Below are 21,235 nucleotides of genomic sequence, written 5' to 3'. Positions count from 1 at the left end.
CCGAAGAAGACCGGGTGGGCCACCCGCGAGAGGGCCGGGGAGGAGCGGGTACCCAGAGCCGGCGGGCCCGGAGCGGGCGCGGGGTCGCTGCGGCTGGACGACCAGCTGTGCTTCGCGCTGTACGCCGCCCAGCGTGCGGTGACGGCCGCCTACCGCCCGCTCCTGGAGGAGCTGGGCGTCACCTACCCGCAGTACCTCGTCCTGCTCGTGCTGTGGGAGCGCGGCGAGACCACGGTGAAGGAGCTGGCCGGCGCGCTGCGGCTCGACTACGGCACGGTGTCGCCGCTGCTGAAACGGATGGAGTCGGCAGGGCTGGTGCGCCGGGAGCGCGCGGCGCGCGACGAACGCTCGGTGCTGGTGGCGTGCACGGGGCGCGCGGAGGAACTCAAGGAGCGCGCGGCGCGCATACCCGGCGCCCTGTTCGCGGCGACAGGGCTCGGCGCTCAGGACGTCACGCGGCTGCGCGAGGAGTTGTGGAGTCTCGCGCGGCGTGCGGACGGGACGGCACACAGCGCGTCGTGACGACCCGCGCGCCCTTCGTCTCCGGCGCGCAGGAGTGCCCCGGGCGCCCCTCGCCCCCGGCCGGCGCGGGAGCCCCTGCGGCACGTGCCGCAGCCGAGCCGAGGGCGCCGGCGAGCACGGAGGCCGCCAGCAGGAGCAGCCACTGGACGCGGCCTCGGAACGTGCGCCGTGCGCGCCGGTGGTGCCTGCTGTGCATGCCGTGTCTCTCCTGGCCGCGGTGTCGTGTCCGGGGTGTCAGCAGCATCCTCCGGCACACCCCGTCGCCCTGCCAGGCGGGACCGGCCGAACGGAGCCGCCCGGACCGAACGGAGCCACCCGGACCGGGTTACCCGAGGTCACATCCCCTGGGCTGTCCAACTGACCGACCGGCCAGTACCTTGTGCACGATGATTTTGTGCGCACTCTTTCCGGGGGAGCCCCACCATGACTGACGGCGCGGCCACCGAGACCGGTCCCGACACCCGTCCGACCAAGATCATGTACGTCGCCGAGGCGACCGCGCACGGCGGCCGGGACGGCTACGTCACCAGCCACGACGGGCAGCTCGACCTGAGGGTCGCGATGCCTCCGGAACTCGGCGGCGACGGCAACGGCACCAACCCGGAACAGTTGTTCGCAGCCGGCTACGCCTCCTGCTTCCACAACGCGCTCATCCTGGTCGGCAACCGTGCGGGGTACGACCTGACCGGCTCCACCGTGGCCGCGAAGGTCGGCCTCGGCCCCAACCTGCACCGGGGCTACGGTCTGGCCGTGGCGCTCAGCGTCTCCCTGCCGGTGCTGGACGGGGAAACGGCCGGGCAGCTGGTGGACGCGGCGCACGAGGTGTGCCCGTACTCGAACGCCACCCGCGACAACATCGACGTAACGATCGTGCTGGGGTAGCGGGGCCGGGGAATCGCAGGCCCGACTACGGTGTTGCCCGCACAGTCGCAGGCGATTCGGAGGGAAGTGCGGGCGTGGACGTGCACGGCGCGGTGGCCGAGGGCTTCGAGCCGGTCAGAGAGGCCTTCGTCCGGAACTTCGAGGTGCTCGGGGACCGGGGCGCGGCTGTCGCCGTGTACCGGGACGGGCATCGGGTCGTCGACCTGTGGGGCGGCACCAGGGACGTGGACGGCAGCGCGCCCTGGGAGCGCGGCACCGCGCAGATCGTGCGCTCGGCGACCAAGGGCGTCGCCGCGGCGGCGGTCCTGCTGCTGCACCAGCGCGGGGAGCTGGACCTGGACGCCCCGGTGGGCGAGTACTGGCCGGGGTTCAAGGAGGCCGGCAAGGAGCGGGTCCTGGTGCGGCACCTGCTCGCACACCGGGCCGGCGTACCGGTTCTCGACCGCCCGCTCACGCCCGCCGAGGCCGCCGACCCGGTACTGGGTGCGGAGGCCGTCGCGGCGCAGGCACCGGTCTGGGAGCCGGGGACCGCGCACGGCTACCACGCGCAGACCTACAGCTGGCTGACGGGCGAGCTGGTGCGGCGGGTCACCGGGCGCCCGGTCGGGGAGTTCGTCGCCGGCGAGATCGCCGACCCGGCCGGTGCCGACTTCTGGCTCGGCCTCCCCCGGGATGCGCAGACGCGCGTGGGACGCGTCGGCGCAGTCCCGGCGCCCGAGGCCGGCGGACTGAGGACCCGGCCCAAGCGGGCGGTCGCCGAGGCCCACGCCGACCCTCGATCCCTCACGCGCCGCGCCTTCGCCGCCATCACGCCGCTGCCCGACGAGAACGACCCCGCCTACCGGGCCGCCGCCCTGCCCGCGTCCAACGGGATCGCGACGGCCGACGGCCTGGCCCGCGTCTACGCGTCGCTCATCGGCGACGTCGACGGGGGGCGGCGGCTGTTCACCCCGGAGACGGGGAGACTGGCACGTACCGAGCAGTCGGCGGGCGCGGACCGCGTCCTGCTCGTCACCACACGGTTCGGTCCGGGCTGGATGCTGCACGGCAGCACCTCCCCGTTGCTGGGCCCGCGTTCCTTCGGCCACCCGGGCCGGGGCGGTGCCCTCGGCTTCGCGGACCCCGACAGCGGCATCGCGTTCGGCTACGTGACCAACGGCTTCCGCACGTCGGTGACGGTGGATCCGAGGGCGCAGGCCCTGGTGCGGGCGGTGCGGCAGGGGCTGGGCGCCTAGGGCGACAGGCGGCCTTCGCCCCGTCGCGGCGCCCGGCACGCACTCCCGCCGCACCGGCCGAAAGCCCGAGTACGCCCGGCGCCGCGCCCCCGGGAACCTCTCCACACACGACCCGGTGCGCGCCTTCGCCCCCTCCGCGCTCTCTCGCTCCCCCGCGCCGCGCTGCACGCCGCGCGCAGCGTGCCGTCACCGACCCGCGGATCCCGGCTCCGCCAGCGCCTTCCGGTACCACGGTGCGCAGGCGGGGAAGTCGGCGGTGAACGCGGGTCCGGGGCGCGTCGTCACGGTGGACCACAGGCGGCTGCTGTCGTACCAGTGGTCGTGGGCGAGGAGTTCGAGAGGACGCCGGGCGGCGGAGGCGGTCAGCCGGGCCCGGGCGGCGGACAGGGGGATGTCGCCGTCGGGCAGCGGCAGGGAGAGTGCACGGCAGACGGTGGTGACCAGTTCGCGGACGGCGACGGGTTCGGGGTGCGCGGCGTGCAGGACGCGACCGGGGGACGCGCCCGCCGCTCCGCCGGGCAGGGACTCCCCGAGCCGTGCGGGCGCTCCGCGTTCCCCGGGCTCCAGGGCCAGTTCGGCGAGGACGGCGGCCAGGACGGGCGCCGAGATGAGCGAGACGCGGGCGGTGGCGCCGTCCACCCAGTGCGGCACCTGGCCGAGCAGCAGGGCGAGGGAGGGGACGACCCACCGGTCGCCCTCGCCGTAGACGAGGTAGGGCCGCACGACCGTCCCGCCGGCCGAGAGCACCAGCCGCTCGCCGGCGAGCCGGGTGGCGCTGGTGGCCGAGACCGGCGCCTCGGCGGGTCCGCCCTCGGGTTCGCAGCGGTGCGGGCCGTCGCCGTAGACGGCGGCGGTGCCGAGCTGGACCACGCGCCGGACTCCGGCCCGGGCTGCCTCGGCGAGCAGGGCGTGGGTTCCCTCCTCGTTGACGGCACGGCACTCGTCCTCCGTGCCGCCCACGCGGGCCGCCAGGTGCAGGACGGTGGTGACGCCCTCGCACACGCCGTGCAGCGTGGCCGGGTCGGCGAGGTCGCCGCGCACCGTCTCCCCGTCCGCCGCGAGCAGTTCGGGGCCGGGACGCCGGTGGGTGAGCAGGCGTACCGCGGGCCGGGGGCCGTGCGGCGCCGGTGCCTGGAGCAGGGGCAGGACGTGGGCGCCGATGAAGCCGGTGCCACCGGTCACCAGGATGCGTTCGCGGCTCAACGGCAGCCTTCCACCGGGCGTCGGGAGAGAGGGTCGGGGCAGCGGCGGGGACGGTCGCGGTCCGCCGCTGCGCCACTCTGCTACATCAGCGCCCCGCTGGGCAAGGCGGCCCGGTGACCGGTGGCGGGGGCCTCGGGAGCGGGGGCGGGGGCCACCGAGGACGGCTGCGTCCTGGGCGTCCCGGCGATCAACTCCGCGAGTGTGGCGGCCAGTTCGCTCAGGGACTGCTCACGGAGCAGCAGGTGGCTGGGGACCGGGACCTGCAGGGCGGCTTCCAGCCGGCGCTGGAAGGCCAGCGCGGACAGGGAGTCGATGCCCTGCGTGTACAGCGGCCGGGTGCGGTGGATGCGGTGGGCCGGCGGGATGTCGAGGTAGGTCGACAGCCCGCGGCTCAGGAACGCTTCGAGGACCCGCACGCGGTCGTCGCCTTCGGCTTCGCGCAGCCGGCCCAGATCGGGTGTGGACGGTGTTCCTGACACGATCTCATCCCTTCGTCGAACGTGCGCGGTCAGGAGCGGGGCCGGGGGCGGGGCTGGGTGCTGCGCAGGGCACGCGGATCGGGCCCCGGGCGCGGGCCCGCGCCGTCCGACCACATCAGGTGGAACCGCCAGCGGCGCAGCAGCCAGCCGGCGGGGGTGCGCACCGCCTCGCCCTCGGCGACGCCGCCGATGTCGAACCGGCCGCCGGGGTCGGGTCCGTCGCCGTGGTGGACGTGGGAGGCGAAGAGGTGGACGCGGACGCGGGCGGTGTCGCCGTCGACCTGGATGCCGTAGTTGGACGCCAGGTGGTGGGTGCGGGCGAACCGCGACTTGCGGTCGAAGTGGAAGGCCGCGGCCGTGTGGCGGCCCTCCACGGTGCCGACGGGGAACTCCAGCCGGCAGTCGTCGGTGAAGACCGAGCGCGGCCAGGTGTCGTCGTAGCCGTGGTCGTCCTGCGTGTCGAGCAGCGTGACGTACCGGTCGATCAGGTCGGTGATCTCCGCCCGGTCGACCAGGGTGCGCAGCTGCGCCTGGAGGGCGTCGAGTTCGGCCCGCGGGACGGTGATGGTGTCGGGGGCTTCGAGGGACGGTGTGGTGGTCATGGGAAGGACACTCCGTTTCCTGGCCGGCCGGTGCGGGCCGTTGGGGCCGTGCGGCGTGCGCCGGCCGTGCGGGCCGCCCGGGCCGTGCAGGCTGTGCCGGCACTCCGGGAGTGCCGGCCGTGCGGGCAGGTGGGGCTGTGTCGGCCGGGGGCCGTGCAGGCCGTGCGGGCGTCGCCGGGCGCCCGCGGAGCGCAGGCTCCGGGCGCCCGCACGGCCGTCCCCGCGGTCCTATGCCGCGCGGCTGCCTGCGACGCGCCAGCCGCGGGGGTCGCGGTGGGGCTGGTTGCGTTCCGGGCGGCGCCATGCGGCGGTGGGCGGCGGCCGGTCCTGCAGGCCGGGGCCCACCGCGGCGAGGGCGGCGGCGCGGGCGAGCAGCACACTGGTCAGCGCGGCGATCTCGGCGGGGCCGGCCCGGCCCTTCACGACCTGGATGACCAGGGCGTCGTCCGCGCCGTCCGTCGCGCTCACTGCGGCGGGTTGCCGTGCTTGCGGCACGGCAGGTCGGCCTGCTTGCTGCGCAGCATCGCCAGCGCGCGGACCAGCGCCTGGCGGGTGTCCCGCGGATCGATCACGTCGTCGATCAGGCCGCGTTCGGCCGCGTAGTAGGGGTGCATCAGCTCCGCCTGGTACTCCTTGATCTTCTGTGCGCGGGTGGCGTCGGGGTCGTCGGCAGCGGCGATCTCGCGGCGGAAGATGACGTTCGCCGCACCCTCGGCGCCCATGACGGCGATCTCGTTGGAGGGCCAGGCCAGCGCCATGTCGGTGCCGATGGAACGCGAGTCCATGACGATGTAGGCGCCGCCGTAGGCCTTGCGCAGCACCAGGGAGACGCGCGGAACGGTGGCGTTGCAGTACGCGTACAGCAGCTTGGCGCCGCGCCGGATGATGCCGTTGTGCTCCTGGTCCACGCCGGGCAGGAAGCCGGGTACGTCGATCAGGGTGACCAGCGGGATGTTGAAGGCGTCACAGAACTGCACGAAGCGCGCCGCCTTCTCGCTGGCGTCGATGTCGAGGACCCCGGCGTAGGAGGAGGGCTGGTTGGCGACGATGCCGACGACCTCGCCGTCGAGTCGGGACAGGGCGCACACGACGTTGGTCGCCCAGCCCGGGTGGACCTCGAAGTAGTCGCCGTCGTCGACGACCTCCTCGATGACGGCGCGGATGTCGTAGACGCGGCTGGGGTCCTCGGGGACGAGTTCCAGCAGCCGGTCGGTACGCCGGTCGGCCGGGTCGTCGGCGGGGGCGCGCGGCGGCAGGTCGCGGTTGTTGGACGGCAGCAGGGAGATCAGGTGGCGCACGTCCTCCAGGCAGGTGCGGACGTCGTCGTAGGCGAAGTGGGCGACGCCCGAGGTGGTGGCGTGGACGTCGGCGCCCCCGAGGTCGTTCTGGGTGATCTCCTCGCCCGTCACCGCCTTGACCACGTCGGGACCGGTGATGAACATCTGCGCGATGTCCCGGACCATGAAGACGAAGTCGGTGAGTGCCGGGGAGTAGGCGGCGCCGCCGGCGCAGGGTCCGAGCATGACGCTGATCTGCGGGATGACGCCCGAGGCCCGGGTGTTGCGCTGGAAGATGCCGCCGTAGCCGGCCAGGGCGGACACACCCTCCTGGATGCGTGCGCCCGCTCCGTCGTTGAGGGACACCAGGGGCGCACCCGCCGCCATGGCCATGTCCATGATCTTGTGGATCTTCTGGGCGTGGGCCTCGCCGAGGGCTCCGCCGAAGATGCGGAAGTCGTGCGCGTACACGAAGACGGTCCGGCCGTGGACGGTGCCCCAGCCGGTGATCACGCCATCGGTGTAGGGACGCTTCTTCTCCAGTCCGAAGCCGGTCGCCCGGTGCCGGCGCAACATCTCGACCTCGGTGAAGGACCCTTCGTCCAACAGCAGTTCTATCCGCTCGTGCGCGGTCAGTTTGCCCTTGGCGTGCTGGCGCTCGGTGGCCAGCGGGTCGCCGTGCCGAGCGGCCTCCTTGATCAGGCCGAGTTCCTCCAGCCGCTCTGCGGCGCTCCACTGGCCGCGGTGCTCGCGGTCGTGCAGACTCGGCCGGTCGACGGCCGGCGCGGCCGTGCTCCCGGTCTGCTCGGCTGTACCGGCCTTCTGGTCGGTCGACATGAGTGCCTCACGCTCCCCAGTCGGGTACGAGGGTGGTCGTGCCGTCGCTGTCCACGCCGTGCGGATCCGTCTCCTGGCCGCCCTGCCGGAGCACCTGCTGGTCGGCCTCCAGGTCCACCGTGCCGCCGGCGTGCAGCGCGTCCTGCGGCAGCCAGCGCAGCACGATCCGGTCGGGGGGTCCGCCGAGCACCGCGACGGCGGCGTTGTGCCGGGGACCGGACGGCAGGTCCAGCAGCGTCCAGCCGTCGGGCCGACGACGCGGGTCGGCACCCAGGTAGTCGTGGGCGGGGTCCCGGGACAGCCCGGTGCCCAGCGCCTTGAGGTAGGCCTCCTTGCGGGTCCAGATCCGTCCGAAGGCGGCGCGCCGCTCCTCGGTCTCCAGGCCCGTCAGTTCGGCCTGCTCCCCCGGGTGCAGCGCCGGGGCGCACACCTCGACGGTCTCGTCCCGCGGCAGCCGCTCGACGTCGACGCCGATGACGGTGCGGGAGACGGCGACGACGGCCACACCGTGGCTGTGCGCCAGGGAGAAGTGCAGTGGCGGGTCGGGGTGGGCCACGGCAGGCCTGCCGTGCGGCTCGGCACAGCCGGGGCAGGGCTCCCGCACGAAGGGCACGTCCTGCGGCGCCAGCCCCAGGTAGCGGCCGAGCAGCCGGCGCAGCGCCACGTGCGCGGAGGCGTAGGTGATCCCGTCCGTGGGGCGTACGAAGGATGCGGTGCGCCGGCGCTCCGCGTCGCTGAGATCGGACAGGTCGAGCAGGTCGGCGGCCGTCTCCAGCCGCGGGCGGCGCACCAGCCACACGTCGAGCCGTCCCGGGTCCGGCAGCCCTGCCGCGGTGCTCCTCAGGTCACCGCGGGCCACCAGTTCCCCGATCACGTCGTACTCGGAAGGTCGTGCGAGACGAGGTGGTCGCGCTGTCCGCCGTGTTTGTGGGGGTTGTCCTCGGGGCCGAGCTGACCGGCCAGGCAGTCGACGAGCTCTGCGGCGCTGTTGGCGCGCAGCAGCATGTTGAGGTTGACGTCGACCTTGAGGACGGCCTCCATGCGGCGCTGGAGCTCCAGGCCGGTGATGGAACCGATGCCGAGACTGTTCATGGGGCGGCCGGCCGTGTCGATGGTGTCCGGCGGGATCCGCAGCACGCGCGCGAGTTCGGCGCGCACGTAGTCGTCGATGAGGCGGGTGCGCTCGGCCGTGCCGCAGGAGGCCAGCCGCGAGAGGCTCGGCGGCCGTACCTCGACGGCGTGGTCGTGCTCGAACTCGTAGTCCGGGTCGTCCAGATCGTCGAGATCGTCGAAGACCCAGGTCTTCGTTGTCTGATCCATGGAAGTTCCCCCGTCGGAAAAAGGTGTGGGGTGGAGGAGGAGCCCCGCGGGCGCCCGAGGGAGGGCCGGCGCCCGGGGCCCGCGGACGCCCACGGCGCTCCGAAAGCGCCGGAGGGCCGCGGGTGCCGCCGCGTCAGGTGCGCGGTGCGCGCGGTGCGCCGGTGGCCGTGGCGGAGGGCGTGGCCGTGGCCGAGGCTCCGGACCGGGTCAGTCCCGTGAGCCCGACCAGCAGCCCGGCGCCACCGAGCACGGCCACCAGGACCAGGGCCGGCCGGCAGGCGGAGACCGCCTGTGCCGGCGTCGTGCCGGGGTCCGCGGCGGCGAGCAGTGCGGCGACGGCCGCTACCGCGACGGCCGCGGCGAGCTGGACGGCCGTCTGGTACAGGCCGCTGGCGGCGCCGCGTTCGGCGGGGGCCAGCTGCGACGTCGCCCTCATGTTCAGCGCGGCGAACGACAGCACGAACCCGGCGCCCACCAGGAGCAGCGTCGGCAGGATCCGCCCGACGTAGTCCAGCGGCCAGGACGGCCGCAGTTGCAGCAGGTACCCGGCGAACGCGCAGGCGGCGCCCGCCGCGATGAGGCGCGGGGCGCCGAACCGGGCGACCAGCCGCCCCGAGGACAGCGCGGTGAGCGCCGGCGGAGCCGCGGCCGGCACGAGCGCCAGCGCGCTCGTCAGCGGCGACCAGCCGGCTGCGGTCTGCATCTGGTAGGTCAGCACGAACAGCAGACCCAGATACGAGCCGTTGAGGCAGGCCGCACCCAGCGCCGAACGTCTCAGCGCGGGGCTGCGCAGCGGACGCACGTCCACCAGCGGGTCGGCCGTGCTCCGCTCCACCAGCACGAACAGCACCAGCAGCCCGGCCGCGGCAGCCAGCGGCCCGACGGCTCGCGGGTCGCTGACGCCACGTCCGGGCAGCGCGGTGATGCCGGACACGAGGGCGAGCAGGGCACCGGTGAACGCGGCGGCGCCGAGCAGGTCATAGCGCCGGGGCGTGCCCGGGGGCGCGGTCTGCTCGGGAACGAGCCGCAGCCCGAAGGCGAAGAGCACCAGCACGACCGGCGCCGGGAAGGCGAACGCCAGCCGCCAGGTGTGCCCGGTCAGCCAGCCGGACAGCAGCAGTCCCGCGGTGAAGCCGCCCGCACCGAAGAGCGTGTAGACGGAGATGGCACGGGCGCGGGGCCGCCCCTCGGGGAAGGCGGTGGAGATGATGGCGAGCCCGGTGGGCGCCGTCAGCGCCGCGCAGAACCCCTTGGCCAGCCGGGTGGCCACCAGCTGCCACGGCTCCTGCGCGACCGCGCTGAGCAGCGAGGCCACGGCGAAGCCCAGCAGTGCCCCCAGGTAGACCCGGCGGCGGCCCAGCAGGTTCACCACCCGGGTGCCGAAGAGCATCAGTCCGCCGAAGCCGACGGCGAATCCGGTCATGGCCCACTGCGCTCCGGTCGGCGCCAGCCCGAGGTCCGTGCCGATCGACGGCAGCGCCACGACCGCCACGGACACTTCGAGGGCGTCGATGAGCATGTTGCCGGCCAGGACGAGCAGCAGCCCCCACAGGCGGGGGCCGAACCGCTCCTGGGCCGGGCCGGCCATGGGCGACGGATGTGTCCCGGCCATGGCGTCAGCCCAGGAGGGTGCCGCCGCTGGCGTCCACGAAGGAGCCGGTGACCCAGCGCGCGTCGTCGGAGACGAGGAAGGCCACGACGTCGGCGACGTCCCTGGGCTCCCCGACCCGGTTGAACGTCGACAGCGCCGCCATCGCCTCCACCGCTTCCGGCACGTCGAACAGCGGGTTGCCGTTGCGGGTGATGCCGGGGGCGACGCTGTTGACGGTGATGCCGCGCGGGCCGAGCGCCTTGGCGAAGTGCAGCGCGAGCTGCTCGACGGCGCCCTTGCTCATGGCGTACGCGATCTCGTCGGGGTTGGCGAAGCGGGTCAGGCCGGAGGAGATGTTCACGATCCGCCCGCCGTCGGGCATGTTCGCCAGCGCCCGCTGGATGATGAAGAACGGCGCCTTGGCGTTCACCGCGACGATCCGGTCGAACTGCTCCGGAGTGGTGTCCTCCGGCTTCACCCCGCCCATCACACCGGCGTTGTTGACCAGGATGTCCAGCTCGGTGGAGCCGGTGCGCTCCTTCAGTCCCTCCTCCAGCGCGAGGAAGAGCTCGTGCACGTCACCGGGCGTGCCGAGTTCGGCCCGTACGGCGAAGGCCCGCCCGCCGTCCTGCTCGATCCCGGCGACCACCTCGGCCGCGGCCTCCTCGTTGCTGCCGTAGTGCACGGCGACGAGCGCGCCGTCCCGGGCCAGCCGCTCGGCGGTGGCCCGGCCCATGCCTCGGCTGGCGCCCGTGACGAGCGCGGTCTTGCCGGTCAGGTTGCCCATGTTCCTTCTCCTGGTCCTGCCGATGGGTTGCGTGTGGGTGTGCTGTGCGCCGTCGTGCGTGCCGGAGCGTGGGATCCGGGGGTGCGCGCCGACGGTGGAGGAGCTCGTGTGCTGATCGCGCGCCCGCGCGCGCGTCGGAGCGCTCGGCGTGGACGATGCGTCGCGTGCCTGTTCGGGCGCGGAGGCGCCGGGCGTGAACCATCGTGCGAGCGCCGCGTGGAGGCCGTCCGGTGCGTCCCCCGCCCACGCGATGTACCCGTCGGGCCGTACGAGGAGGGCGGCGACGCCGGTGAGCAGCGCTCCGGCGTCGGGGGCGCCGAGGCGGGCCGTCACGACGTCGACGGCGCCCGACCAGTCACCTGCCGGCTCTGCGAGGCGTGCGCGCCGAGTGGCGTCGGCGGTCAGCACGAGCAGGACAGCGCGCGCGGGGCGCAGCAGCTGGAGCGTGGTCGCGGCGGCGGCGCCCGTGACGTCCTTCAGCGGCGCCTCGGGCAGGCGCGCGCCGACGAGCGAGCGCCCTCGGGTCGCGTTCTGCGCCGCGTGTGCGCCGTGCACGCGGTCGGCGCCGCGCGCGTCACCGGCGCTACCGGCACGCTGCGTGCCGCCCGCCCCGCCCGTCTCACGAGCCCCGGCCGCGCTCCCTGTGCTTCCCGTGCTTCCCGCGCCGTGCACGGCGCTCGCGCCCCGCACGTCCGCCGCGCCCCGCACGTCCCGCGCGCCGTCCACGTGGTCGGCGCCGTGCCGCACGTCCAGTCCGCTGATCATCCCGGCCAGATGCGCCCGCACCGGCTCGTGGGCCGTCAGCTCGCCGATGACCGTGCGCAGGGCCTCCACCTCGGGCCCGCCGAGCAGCAGCCGCGCCTGTGCGCGGATGTTGGACAGGACGCGGCGGCCCACCGCGTGCCGCTCCCGGTGGTAGGTGTCGAGCAGCCCCTCCGGGGCGCGTCCGCGTACGGTCGCGGCGAGTTTCCAGCCGAGGTTGACCGCGTCCTGGAGGCCGAGGTTGAGAGCCTGTCCGCCGATCGGCATCTGCTGGTGGGCGGCGTCGCCGGCGAGCAGCACGCGCCCGTCGCGGTAGCGCCCGGCCTGCCGGGAGGCGTCGCCGAAGGAGTTCACCCACAGGGGGATGCCGTGGGAGATGTCCTCACCGGTGACGTCCCGCCAGGCGGAGACGATGTCGGTGAACCGTGCCTCGCCGGCTCCGCGCGGTGGGGTGCCGAACCGGTGGACCATGACGCGGGTGACGCCGTCGCCCCGGCGGGCGGCGATCGCCAGGCCGTTCGGCAGCCGTTCGAAGCGCCGGCCCCGGATCTCGATGCCGTCGACGTCGGCGCGGATCAGTTCGCGTTCGGCGTCGTTGCCGGGAAAGGCGATCCCGGCCAGCCGCCGCACGGCGGAGTGCTCACCGTCGCATCCGACGGCGTACAGCGCGCTGAACTCCCGCCGGCCTCCGGCGTGCTCGGCGGTGACCGTGACCCGGTCCGGGTGCCGGGTCAGGCCGGTGACGCGGTGACCTCGCAGGATCTGCGCGCCGAGCCGGGTCGCCCAGGCGCCGAGGATCTCCTCGGTACGGGTCTGCGGCACCTTCCACTGGCCCGGAAAGGCACTGGGCAGCGTCAGGTCCATCGGCAGCCCGCCGAAGTGCCCCTTCGGTTCGCGCGGCGGCAGCGGACCACCGAACCCGATGGCGCCTCCACCACCGCCGCCACCGAGGCCGACGGCCGAGCCGTCGAGCAGTCCGCGCTGGCCGAGGATCTCCATGGTGCGCGCGTGCAGCGTGGACGCCCGTGATTCCGCCGTCGGGGCGTCGAGCCGTTCCAGCACCACCACGTCGACGCCACCGAGCCGCAGTTCCCCGGCGAGCATCAGTCCGACGGGCCCGGCGCCGACCACGACGACGTGCGTATCGACAGCGCCGGTCCCGGCCACGGGTCAGCGCCTCGCTTCGGCGTACGCCCTGGCGTGCCCGAGAGTGGCGCGGCTGTTGGTGCTCAGCGCGGTGCGCACGTACTCCCTGGCCTCGGCCACGCCCGCCTCGGGCCCGAGGATCTTCTGGATGTTCTCGGGACGCAGCACGACGGTGTGCTGCGAGGAGGCGCGGGTGGTGCCGTCATCGGTCTCGCGGAAGGTCCAGTAGCCGGTGTGCAGGTTCATCAGGGCCGGCAGGGTGGTCTGCTTGTAGGCGATCTTCCGGCCGTCCAGGCAGACCCGGTACGACTTGGTGGTGTGCGTGGAGCCGTCCTTGGCCCGGGTGTCCATCTCCAGCTCCTGCAGTCCCGGGGTGTCCTCGGTCAGCCGCACGGTCGCCACGTGCGGCAGCCGCTCGGACCACAGACCGGCCTCGTTGACGAAGTCGTAGAGGTCCTTGGCGGAGCCGTCGACGTCGACGGTGTCCTCGAAGGAGAACGTCAGTTCCTCGGACGCCGCGGCGAGTTCGACGTTGGTCTTCAGCGCGGCGAGTTCCGAGCGGGAGTTGCGGTCCACGGCCTCGTCGATCCACGCGAGGCCCTCGGGGTCGTCGTCGACGGCGGTGTAGTCGTGCAGCAGGCGGATGCGGGCGCTGGTGTCGTCGAGCGGCTCGATGATCCAGGTGCCGCCCATGCTCGCGACCGGCGGGGTGGAGACCTGCTGGCGGAAGGTGATCCGCAGGTTCTCGGGGTCCAGGACCCGGCGCGAGGTCCAGCTCTTGGGCTCGCCGTTGGCGGTGGCCCAGATGCGGATCAGCTCCTCGCTGCCGGAGCGCTCCAGATGGTCGACGTAGATGGTCGGGGGGAAGATCCGGGGCCAGTTCGCCACCTCGGCGATGAGCCGGTAGACCTCGGCGGCCGGTGCAAGGACCGTGATCTCGTGCTCGACTTCCCGCGGCTGGGATGCGGACATGGGTGAACTCCTCGCAGGGGTACGGGGTGTGCCGGCCGGTCGTCAGAAGTTGCCGAGGCCGCCGCAGACGTTGAGGGCCTGGGCGGTGATGGAGGCGGCGGTGTCGGAGGCCAGGTAGCCGACCAGGCCGGCCACCTCCTCGGGGGTGGAGTAGCGGCCGAGGGGGATCTTCGCGGTGAACTTGTCGAGGATGGCGTCCTCGGTGGTGCCGTAGGTGGAGGCGTAGCCGGCGCGGACACGCTGGGCCATCGGGGTCTCGACATAGCCGGGGCAGACCGCGTTGACGGTGATGCCGGTGGGGGCGAGTTCGTTGCCGAGGGCCTTGGTGAAGCCGACCACGCCGTGCTTGGAGGCGGAGTAGGGGGCGCCGAGGACCACGCCCTGCTTTCCGGCCGTGGAGGCGATGTTGATGATCCGGCCGCGGTCCTTGTGGCGCATGCCGCCGGTGTTGAGGACGGCGCGGGTGAGCCGGAAGACGCTGTTGAGGTTGGTCTCGACGACGTCGTACCAGAGCTCGTCGTCGATGTCCGCGGTGACACCGCCGCCGGACCGGCCCGCGTTGTTGACCAGGACGTCGACGGTGCCGTAGCGCTCCACGGCGGCCGTCACGAAGTTGTCGATGGACAGCGCCGAACGCACGTCGAGGGTGGTGCCGTCGACCTCCAGACCCTCGGCGCGCAGTTCCTTGACGGTGGTGGCGACGTTCTCGGGGTCGCGGGAGCCGATGAAGACCCGGTGACCCTGCTCGGCCAGCAGCCGGGCCACGGCGAGGCCGATTCCGCTGGTGGCCCCGGAGACGAGGGCGACCCGCTGGTGCTTGTCGGACATGACTGCTGCTCCTTGTAGGCGTGTGTCTGCGGGGCCGGATCCGGTCGGGGTCCGGATACCGGGTGAGGCCGCCGGTGGCCGGCTCCGGGGGGCGGAGCGGGCCACCGGCTGCCCAGGGGGTGCCGAGGGGGTCTGGTCCGCCGCACGACGGCGGTGCCGCGGGGGTACGGCGGCCGCTCCCCGGCACGACCACGGCTCTGCGCCGGCTCGGCGACGCCTCGGCGCCTGCCCGGACGGCGCTGCCGTGGGGGCCCGGGACGGCCGGGACGCGTGCCGGAACCGGGCCTGGATCAGCCCGGGACCAGGCGTGGATCAGCCCGGGACCGGATGCCGACCGGCCCGGGTCCGGGAGTGGATCAGGCCGCGGTCGCCACGTCGGCCAGCTGGGTGTTGACCACCTCGAGCAGGGCGCGGGGCGTCTTCGCGTCGGTCACCACGGTGTCGTCGAGCTCTATGCCGTACTCGCGCTCGATCCGGCCGCAGGTCTCCAGGATGGCCAGCGACTCGTAACTGAGTTCCTCGAAGTCGGTGTCGAGGATGTCCCCGTCGAGGTCGACGTTCTCGTCCGCCCCGGCGGCCTCCAGCAGGATGCGCTTGAGGTCGTCGAGGGTGAAGGGCTGGGTGGCCACGATGCATGTCCTTTCTCTTCTGGAGGTCCGGCCCCCGGAAATGCCTCCCGGGGCACCGGACGTGAGCAACGCCCGCCGCCCGGCCCCGGCGTGGGAGAGACGGAGCGGGCCGGGCGGACGGGCGCGTTCGAGGGACGGCCGGGCCCCGCCGGCGCCCCGGCCCGGCGGCGGGCCTTCCGGGAGGGTGCGCCGAGGGGCGGGCCGGGGGGCGTCCGTGGCCGGGGCTACGCCGCCTTGACCACGACCGCCGAGTTGAAGCCCGCGTGGCCCCTGGCCAGGACCAGGGCGGTGCGGACCTCCGTGGCGCGGGGCTCGCCGGTGACGAGGTCGAGGTCGTAGGAGAGGTCGGGGTCGACGTTGGTGGTGGCGGGGACGACGCCGTCGCGGACGGCGAGGAGGGCCGTCGCCACGTCGAGCGGGGCCGCGCCCGAGTACAGGCGGCCGGTCATCGTCTTGGGAGCGGTCACCGGCACGCCGTGCGGGCCGAAGACGGCGCTGATCGCCTCCGCCTCGGACCGGTCCAGCTCGGGCACCGCCGCGGCGTCGGCGAAGACGACGTCGACGTCACCGGCGTCCACGCCCGCGTCGGCGAGGGCGAGTTCGACGGCCTTGCGGAGGCCGGGCGGGCGGCCGGTGCCGGGCGCCGGGTCGAACGTGGCGCCGTAGCCGGCGATCTCACCGTAGACGTGGGCGCCGCGTCGGGTGGCCGACGCGTCGGACTCCAGGATGAGGATGGCGCCGCCCTCGCCGGGCACGTGTCCGCGGGCCGCGGCGTCGAAGGGCAGGTAGGCGCGGTCGGGCTCCTCCGAGGTGGCGAGCCGGCCGCCGGCGAGCTGGGCCACCCAGCCCCAGGGGCAGATGGAGGCGTCGATCGCGCCGGAGACGACGATCTGGGTGCCCTTGCGGATCTGGCGGCGGGCGTGGGCCAGCGCGTCCAGCCCGCCGGCCTGGTCGGAGACGACCACGCCGCTGGGGCCCTTCATGCCGTTGCGGATGGAGATCTGGCCGCTGTTGACCGCGTAGAACCAGGCGAAGGACTGGTACGCCGAGACGTACTGGCTGCCCTGGCTCCACAGCCGCTGCAGCTCGCCCTGGCCGAACTCGAAGCCGCCGGAGGAGCTGGCGGTGACGACGCCCATGTCGTACGCGGGCACCTCGGCGGGGTCGACACCGGCGTCGGCCAGCGCCCAGTCGGTGGCGACCAGCGCCAGCCGGGTCATGTGGTCGGTCTGCGACAGCAGCCGGTTGGGCAGGTGGTCGGCGGCGTTGAAGCCCGGCACCTGTCCGGCCAGCCTGGACGGGTAGCCGGACGGGTCGAAGCGGGTGATGCGGGCGATGCCGCTCTTGCCGGAGCGGGTGGCCGCCCAGTAGTCCGCCGTCCCGAGGCCGTTCGGGGCGGCGACGCCCAGACCCGTCACGACGGTCCGCGGGGTGGACGTGCTCATGCGGCGCTCCTCTCCGGTCGGGCCAGCACCATCGCGCTCTGGAAGCCGCCGAACCCGCTGCCGACGGTCAGTACCGCGTCCGTGCGGTGCTCGCGCGCGGTGAGCGGCACGTAGTCCAGGTCGCACTCGGGGTCGGGGGTGTGCAGGTTCGCCGTCGGGGGCACCACGTTGTGCTCCATGGCGAGGACGGACGCGGCGATCTCGATCGAGCCGATCGCGCCGAGCGAGTGCCCGACCATCGACTTGATGGAGGAGACCGGGGTCCGGTAGGCGTGGTCGCCGAGGCTCTTCTTGAAGGCGGCGGTCTCGTGCCGGTCGTTCTGCTTGGTGCCGGAACCGTGTGCGTTGATGTAGTCGATGCCCTCGGGGGCGAGCCGGGCCTCGTCCAGCGCGACGGAGATGGCCTCGGCCATCTCCAGGCCGTCGGGACGCAGTCCGGTCATGTGGAAGGCGTTGCAGCGGGAGGCGTAGCCGGCGATCTCGGCGTAGATGTGCGCGCCGCGCGCCCTGGCGCTCTCCAGCTCCTCCAGCACGAACATCGCCGAGCCCTCGCCGAGCACGAACCCGTTGCGGGTGCCGTCGAAGGGGCGGGAGGCGTGCTCGGGGTCGTCGTTGCGCGGGGTGGTGGCCTTGATCGCGTCGAAGCAGGCCAGGGTGATGGGCGAGATCGGGGCGTCGGTCGCCCCGGCCACCATGGCGCACGCCGAGCCCTCACGGATCAGCTCGACGGCGTGCCCCACGGAGTCCAGGCCGGAGGTGCAGCCGGTGGAGACGACGGTGGTGGCACCCTCGGCGCCCACTGCCCACGCCACCTCGGCGGCGAAGGAGCTGGGCACCAGGTAGTTGTACAGGTGCGGCACCGCGTAGGTGTGGTCGACCAGGTCCAGCCGGCCGCCGTCGCTGACGACCCGGTACTCCTCGTCGAGGCCCATGGTGGCGCCGACCGCGCTGCCCAGGGTGACGCCGACGCGGTGGGGGTCGGCGCCGGACAGGTCCAGTCCGCTGTCGGAGAGGGCCTCGCGGGCGCTGACCACGGCCAGTTGGGCCGCCCGGTCCATGCGGCGTATCTCCTGGGGACTGAGGCCGTGCTCCTCCGGATCGAAGTCGATCTCGGCCGCGACCCGGGAGCGGAACGAGGAGGGGTCGAAGAAGGTGATGCCCCGCGTGGCCGTGCGGCCCTCGCTGAGCAGGTTCCAGAAGTTCTTGGTGCCCACGCCGCCGGGAGCGGTGACGCCGACTCCGGTGATGACCACCCGCCTGGCACTCACGCCCGGCCCTCCCAGTCGTAGAAGCGCGTGGCGACCGCGTCGGCGGGGGACCGCCAGGTGGCCGGGTCGTACGCCTGGATGAACGGCTTCAGGTCGTCGCTGATCTGCACGAAGCGCGGGTCGGTCTTGGCCGCCTCGATCAGCTCGCCGCCGTTGTCGGTGTCGAAGTCCTGAAGGTGGAAGTAGAGCCCGCGGTAGGCGAAGAGCTGCCGGCGCCGGGTGCCCATCAGGTGCGGCATGTCGGTGCCGTCGAACTCCCGGAACAGGCGGGCCACTTCCTCGCTGCTGCCCGGGTCCATCCGGGCGACGATCAGCGTGCTGTGCATGGGATCTCCTTAAGGGGAACGCAGGGGGCAGCGCGGGTGTCGTCGGGGCGGTGCCGGCGAGGGGTGCAGGGGGACCGCGCCGGCGAGCGGTGTCAGCGGGCCGGGCCGAACCAGCGCTCCAGCGCCATCGGCAGGTCGGCGTGGCTGCCCGGCGCCGCCCAGGCCACGTAGCCGTCGGGGCGGACGAGGACGGCGGTGGTGCCCTCCAGCACACTGCCCTCGGGCAGGACCGGCGTGGCGGAGACGACGTCGACCCGGTCCCACCACGGGTACGCGCGGTCCCGCAGCCGCTCGTTGCCGGTGAGGTCCAGCAGCACGCCGCGCCCCGCACGCAGGGCCTCGGTGCTGGAGGACACCAGCTTGTGGCCGGTGAGGCCGACGTCCGGCAGCCGGCGGCCGAGCAGCGGGTGGGTGCCGCCGTCGACGTCGTAGTGGATCTCCAGGCCGGAGACCATCGCGGCGAAGTGGCGGCTGACCTCCGGGTAGCGGATCAGCTCGGTCAGCACGTCGCGCAACGGCTGCACCTCGGGCCCGGACAGGAACAGCAGGCCCTGGGCCTGGGTGTTCATCAGCAGGCGCCGGCCCACCGGGTGGCGTTCGCCGTGGTAGGTGTCGAGCAGGGTCTCGGGGGCGCGGCCGCGGACGACCGCGCCGAGCTTCCAGCCGAGGTTCACCGCGTCCTGGATGCTGGTGTTCATGCCCTGGCCACCGGCAGGCAGATGGATGTGGGCGGAGTCGCCGGCGAGGAAGATCCGGCCGCGCCGGTACTCGGTGACCTGGCGGGTCGCGTCGCCGAAGGAGGACACCCACACCGGTTCGGCGTGCGAGATGTCGTCACCGGTCAGCCGCTGCCAGGCCGCGGCGACCTCCTCCCATGTCGGCGGCTTCTCGCGGCGCTGCGGCGGGGTGCCGCGTTCGCAGACGATGAGCCGGGTGACGCCGCCGGGCAGCGGACCGACCATGACCATGCCGCCGGGCAGGGTCTCGCCGATCATCCGGGGCTCCAGCTGGATGCCCCGCACGTCGGCGAGGAACATCTCCAGCGTGGCGGCCGTGCCGGGGAAGTCGAAGCCGACCGCCTTGCGGATGGTGGAGCGGCCGCCGTCGCAGCCGACGAGATACTCGGCGCGCAGCCGGTGCTCGCCGTCGGGGCCGCGGACCTCGACCTCGACGCTGTCCTCCTTCTCCTTGACGGACATCACCTCGTGGCTGCGCCGGATGTCCGCGCCGAGCTGCGTGGCCCACTCCTCCAGCACCGTCTCGGTGGCGGACTGCGGGATGGTCTTGGCGGCCTGGTGGGCTCCGTCGAGGACACCGAAGTCCACCGGCAGGCCGCCGAAGTGGCCCACGTTGCTGACCTCGATGTCGCCGAAGCGGGGCAGCAGGCCGCGCTGGTCGAAGACCTCCATGGTGCGGGCGGTGAAGCCGAGACCGCGCGACTCGCCGGTGCGCGCGGCCAGCTTCTCCAGCACGACGACGTCGACGCCCGCCAGCCTGAGCTCGCCGGCGAGCATCATGCCGGCCGGGCCGGCGCCCACGACGATGACTTGTGCGTCCATGACACTCCTCGGGACAACCCGCCCTCCGGGCGGGGAAGGAACGGGTCAGAGCGGGGTGCGCCGCACCGGGCCGGGGTTCGCAGAAGAGGGGCCGGGGTGGGCCGCACGGGAAGAAGGGGGCAGGGGACGGGGCTCACAGGTACAGGCGCCCGATGGCCTGGTTGGCCACGTGCGCGGCGGCTGTGTGCCGCGGGTCGGGGGCGTACGCGTCGTGGCGGACGGCGACTTCGGCGAGCTTGATGGTGTGCTCGTCGCCGATCTGCACGGCGTCGGCGAAGACCTCCTCCGCGTCCGGTGCCTCGGGCAGCGGGGCGGCCGGCCGCGGTGTGGCGTGGAACCAGTCGAGCATGGTGCGGCTGACGGCACGTGCCGTGCGGTACGACGGCCAGCGCTGGGCCGGCGGCAGGTGCTCGACCACCAGCCGCACGGCGGCGGGCCCGGTCACCGCGTGGATCAGCGGGATCGGGTTGTGCTGGGCGACGGTGGCGTAGACGCCGGAGTACTCGGCGACCAACTCGTCCAGGGCCCGCGCGGCCGGGTCCCGCCCGTCGTCGTCGCGGACGTCCTGCGCGTCGGGCCCGGCGGTGTCCACGGGAACTCCGCGGGTGGAGTGGCGGGCGGCCCAGTAGCCGAGCCCGTGGGCCAGCTCGCCCAGTTGCAGCCGGTTGTCGTCGCCGGCCGCGGCCACGGCGCGCACGGCGTGCGCGGTGCGGATCACCCCGTGCGTCAGCATGCCCGACATGCCGGGCAGCAGGCGCGGCCACCAGTGGGCGAGCACCTCGGTCCACGGGGCGTAGGTCAGCTCACGCTCGAACAGCGCGGTCCAGTCGGCGACCCGGGCGAACTCGCCGAGCGCCGCCTGCCAGTCGGCGGGGTCGGTCGGGTCGATGGCCCAGCGTCGCTCGGGCACGTCGTGGTAGGAGCGGCTGCGCAGGTTGCGGTCGACCCACCCGGGCACCTCGTCGGCGTATCCCATGTAGGCCATGGCCTCGGCGGCCATCGGGGCGTGGTTGACGAAGCTCCGGCCGTGCTCGAAGCCCACCGGACGCAGCCGCGTCAGGGCCTCGCTCACGGCGTCGGAGTAGGTGAGTGCTGCCACGTGGATCAGTCCTTGATGTCGCAGACGGCGGCACCGGAGGAGAGCGCCCGGCCCACCTCGGCGGTGAGCCCGGTGACGGTGCCGGACTTGTGGGCGTTGAGCGGCTGCTCCATCTTCATGGCCTCCAGGACGACGACCAGGTCGCCCTTCTCGACCCGGGTGCCGTCCTCCACGGCGACCTTGACGACGGTGCCCTGCATGGGCGAGGCGAGGGTGTCGCCGGAGACGGCCGTACCGGCCCCGCCGCCGCCGCGCCGGCGGGGCCGGGCGGCGGCGCCGACGAGACCCGGCTGCCGCTCGGGCACCACGCCGAGGGACGCGGGCAGCGTCACTTCGAGGCGGTGACCCCCGACCTCGACGACGACCCGTTCCCGGCCCGCCGTCTCCTCCTGGTCGGGTGCGGGGGTGGTGAAGGGGGTGAGGTGGTTGGCGAACTCGGTCTCGATCCAGCGGGTGTGGACCGTGA

The 21,235-nt window shown here is 73.9% G+C and carries 21 protein-coding genes; 3 read left to right on the top strand and 18 right to left on the bottom strand.

The window, feature by feature from the left end:
• Nucleotides 1–87 precede the first annotated feature (87 nt).
• The 3 genes from I3F54_RS13905 (at nucleotide 88) to I3F54_RS13895 (ending at nucleotide 2,639) form a co-directional block, all read left to right on the top strand.
• Nucleotides 88–522, top strand: coding sequence for a MarR family winged helix-turn-helix transcriptional regulator (locus tag I3F54_RS13905; RefSeq protein ID WP_240119141.1), 435 nt, complete (start codon nucleotides 88–90; stop codon nucleotides 520–522).
• Between the two features lie 423 nt (nucleotides 523–945).
• The gene (locus tag I3F54_RS13900; RefSeq protein WP_240119041.1) at nucleotides 946–1,404 is read left to right on the top strand and encodes an organic hydroperoxide resistance protein; all 459 of its coding nucleotides are present in this window, start codon (nucleotides 946–948) and stop codon (nucleotides 1,402–1,404) included.
• 74 nt (nucleotides 1,405–1,478) lie between these two features.
• Nucleotides 1,479–2,639, top strand: a complete 1,161-nt coding sequence (locus tag I3F54_RS13895) for a serine hydrolase domain-containing protein (RefSeq protein ID WP_240119040.1) — start codon at nucleotides 1,479–1,481, stop codon at nucleotides 2,637–2,639.
• A 186-nt stretch (nucleotides 2,640–2,825) separates the two neighbouring features.
• On the opposite strand, the gene I3F54_RS13890 is transcribed toward I3F54_RS13895, so the two are convergent.
• The 18 genes from I3F54_RS13890 to I3F54_RS13805 all read right to left on the bottom strand — a co-directional run.
• Nucleotides 2,826–3,842: an NAD(P)-dependent oxidoreductase gene (locus I3F54_RS13890; RefSeq protein ID WP_240119039.1), complete on the bottom strand. Its 1,017-nt coding sequence runs from the start codon at nucleotides 3,840–3,842 to the stop codon at nucleotides 2,826–2,828.
• Between the two features lie 80 nt (nucleotides 3,843–3,922).
• Nucleotides 3,923–4,321 (bottom strand): acyl carrier protein, encoded by a 399-nt coding sequence (locus tag I3F54_RS13885; RefSeq protein WP_240119038.1) that lies wholly within the window; start codon nucleotides 4,319–4,321, stop codon nucleotides 3,923–3,925.
• Nucleotides 4,322–4,350: 29 nt separating this feature from the next.
• Complete coding sequence (locus I3F54_RS13880; protein WP_240119037.1) at nucleotides 4,351–4,923, bottom strand: nuclear transport factor 2 family protein; 573 nt, start codon at nucleotides 4,921–4,923, stop codon at nucleotides 4,351–4,353.
• Nucleotides 4,924–5,151: 228 nt separating this feature from the next.
• Nucleotides 5,152–5,391 (bottom strand): acyl-CoA carboxylase epsilon subunit, encoded by a 240-nt coding sequence (locus tag I3F54_RS13875; protein ID WP_240119036.1) that lies wholly within the window; start codon nucleotides 5,389–5,391, stop codon nucleotides 5,152–5,154.
• Nucleotides 5,388–7,037 (bottom strand): acyl-CoA carboxylase subunit beta, encoded by a 1,650-nt coding sequence (locus tag I3F54_RS13870; RefSeq protein ID WP_240119035.1) that lies wholly within the window; start codon nucleotides 7,035–7,037, stop codon nucleotides 5,388–5,390. Before I3F54_RS13870 ends, I3F54_RS13875 begins: the two co-directional genes overlap by 4 nt.
• Before the next feature lie 7 nt (nucleotides 7,038–7,044).
• Nucleotides 7,045–7,911, bottom strand: a complete 867-nt coding sequence (locus I3F54_RS13865) for a 4'-phosphopantetheinyl transferase superfamily protein (protein ID WP_240119034.1) — start codon at nucleotides 7,909–7,911, stop codon at nucleotides 7,045–7,047.
• Complete coding sequence (locus I3F54_RS13860; RefSeq protein WP_240119033.1) at nucleotides 7,908–8,357, bottom strand: acyl carrier protein; 450 nt, start codon at nucleotides 8,355–8,357, stop codon at nucleotides 7,908–7,910. The genes I3F54_RS13865 and I3F54_RS13860 overlap by 4 nt, the downstream gene beginning before the upstream one ends.
• 133 nt (nucleotides 8,358–8,490) lie before the next feature.
• Complete coding sequence (locus I3F54_RS13855) at nucleotides 8,491–9,969, bottom strand: MFS transporter (RefSeq protein WP_240119032.1); 1,479 nt, start codon at nucleotides 9,967–9,969, stop codon at nucleotides 8,491–8,493.
• 4 nt (nucleotides 9,970–9,973) lie between these two features.
• Nucleotides 9,974–12,664 carry an SDR family oxidoreductase gene (locus I3F54_RS13850; protein WP_308373481.1) on the bottom strand — a complete coding sequence of 897 codons (2,691 nt, stop codon included), beginning with the start codon at nucleotides 12,662–12,664 and terminating at the stop codon, nucleotides 9,974–9,976.
• 3 nt (nucleotides 12,665–12,667) lie between these two features.
• Nucleotides 12,668–13,615, bottom strand: coding sequence for an aromatase/cyclase (locus tag I3F54_RS13845; RefSeq protein WP_240119031.1), 948 nt, complete (start codon nucleotides 13,613–13,615; stop codon nucleotides 12,668–12,670).
• A 42-nt stretch (nucleotides 13,616–13,657) separates the two neighbouring features.
• A complete protein-coding gene (gene fabG, locus I3F54_RS13840) occupies nucleotides 13,658–14,443 on the bottom strand; it encodes a 3-oxoacyl-ACP reductase FabG (protein ID WP_240119030.1) in 786 nt (261 codons plus the stop codon).
• A 356-nt stretch (nucleotides 14,444–14,799) separates the two neighbouring features.
• Complete coding sequence (locus I3F54_RS13835; RefSeq protein WP_240119029.1) at nucleotides 14,800–15,072, bottom strand: acyl carrier protein; 273 nt, start codon at nucleotides 15,070–15,072, stop codon at nucleotides 14,800–14,802.
• Nucleotides 15,073–15,296: 224 nt separating this feature from the next.
• Nucleotides 15,297–16,517 (bottom strand): ketosynthase chain-length factor, encoded by a 1,221-nt coding sequence (locus tag I3F54_RS13830; RefSeq protein ID WP_240119028.1) that lies wholly within the window; start codon nucleotides 16,515–16,517, stop codon nucleotides 15,297–15,299.
• Nucleotides 16,514–17,785 carry a beta-ketoacyl synthase gene (locus I3F54_RS13825; RefSeq protein WP_240119027.1) on the bottom strand — a complete coding sequence of 424 codons (1,272 nt, stop codon included), beginning with the start codon at nucleotides 17,783–17,785 and terminating at the stop codon, nucleotides 16,514–16,516. The genes I3F54_RS13830 and I3F54_RS13825 overlap by 4 nt, the downstream gene beginning before the upstream one ends.
• Nucleotides 17,782–18,111: a TcmI family type II polyketide cyclase gene (locus tag I3F54_RS13820; protein ID WP_240119026.1), complete on the bottom strand. Its 330-nt coding sequence runs from the start codon at nucleotides 18,109–18,111 to the stop codon at nucleotides 17,782–17,784. The genes I3F54_RS13825 and I3F54_RS13820 overlap by 4 nt, the downstream gene beginning before the upstream one ends.
• Nucleotides 18,112–18,203: 92 nt before the next feature.
• Nucleotides 18,204–19,670 (bottom strand): FAD-dependent monooxygenase, encoded by a 1,467-nt coding sequence (locus I3F54_RS13815; protein WP_240119025.1) that lies wholly within the window; start codon nucleotides 19,668–19,670, stop codon nucleotides 18,204–18,206.
• Between the two features lie 133 nt (nucleotides 19,671–19,803).
• Nucleotides 19,804–20,769, bottom strand: a complete 966-nt coding sequence (locus tag I3F54_RS13810) for a hypothetical protein (protein WP_240119024.1) — start codon at nucleotides 20,767–20,769, stop codon at nucleotides 19,804–19,806.
• 5 nt (nucleotides 20,770–20,774) lie between these two features.
• Nucleotides 20,775–21,235, bottom strand: a 461-nt coding sequence (locus tag I3F54_RS13805) for a biotin/lipoyl-containing protein (RefSeq protein ID WP_240119023.1), incomplete at its 5' end; no start/stop codon positions are given.

The sequence above is a fragment of the Streptomyces sp. MUM 2J genome, from assembly GCF_022414535.1.
Classification (GTDB): Bacteria; Actinomycetota; Actinomycetes; order Streptomycetales; family Streptomycetaceae; genus Streptomyces.
This window is presented reverse-complemented; position numbering and strand designations above follow the sequence as displayed.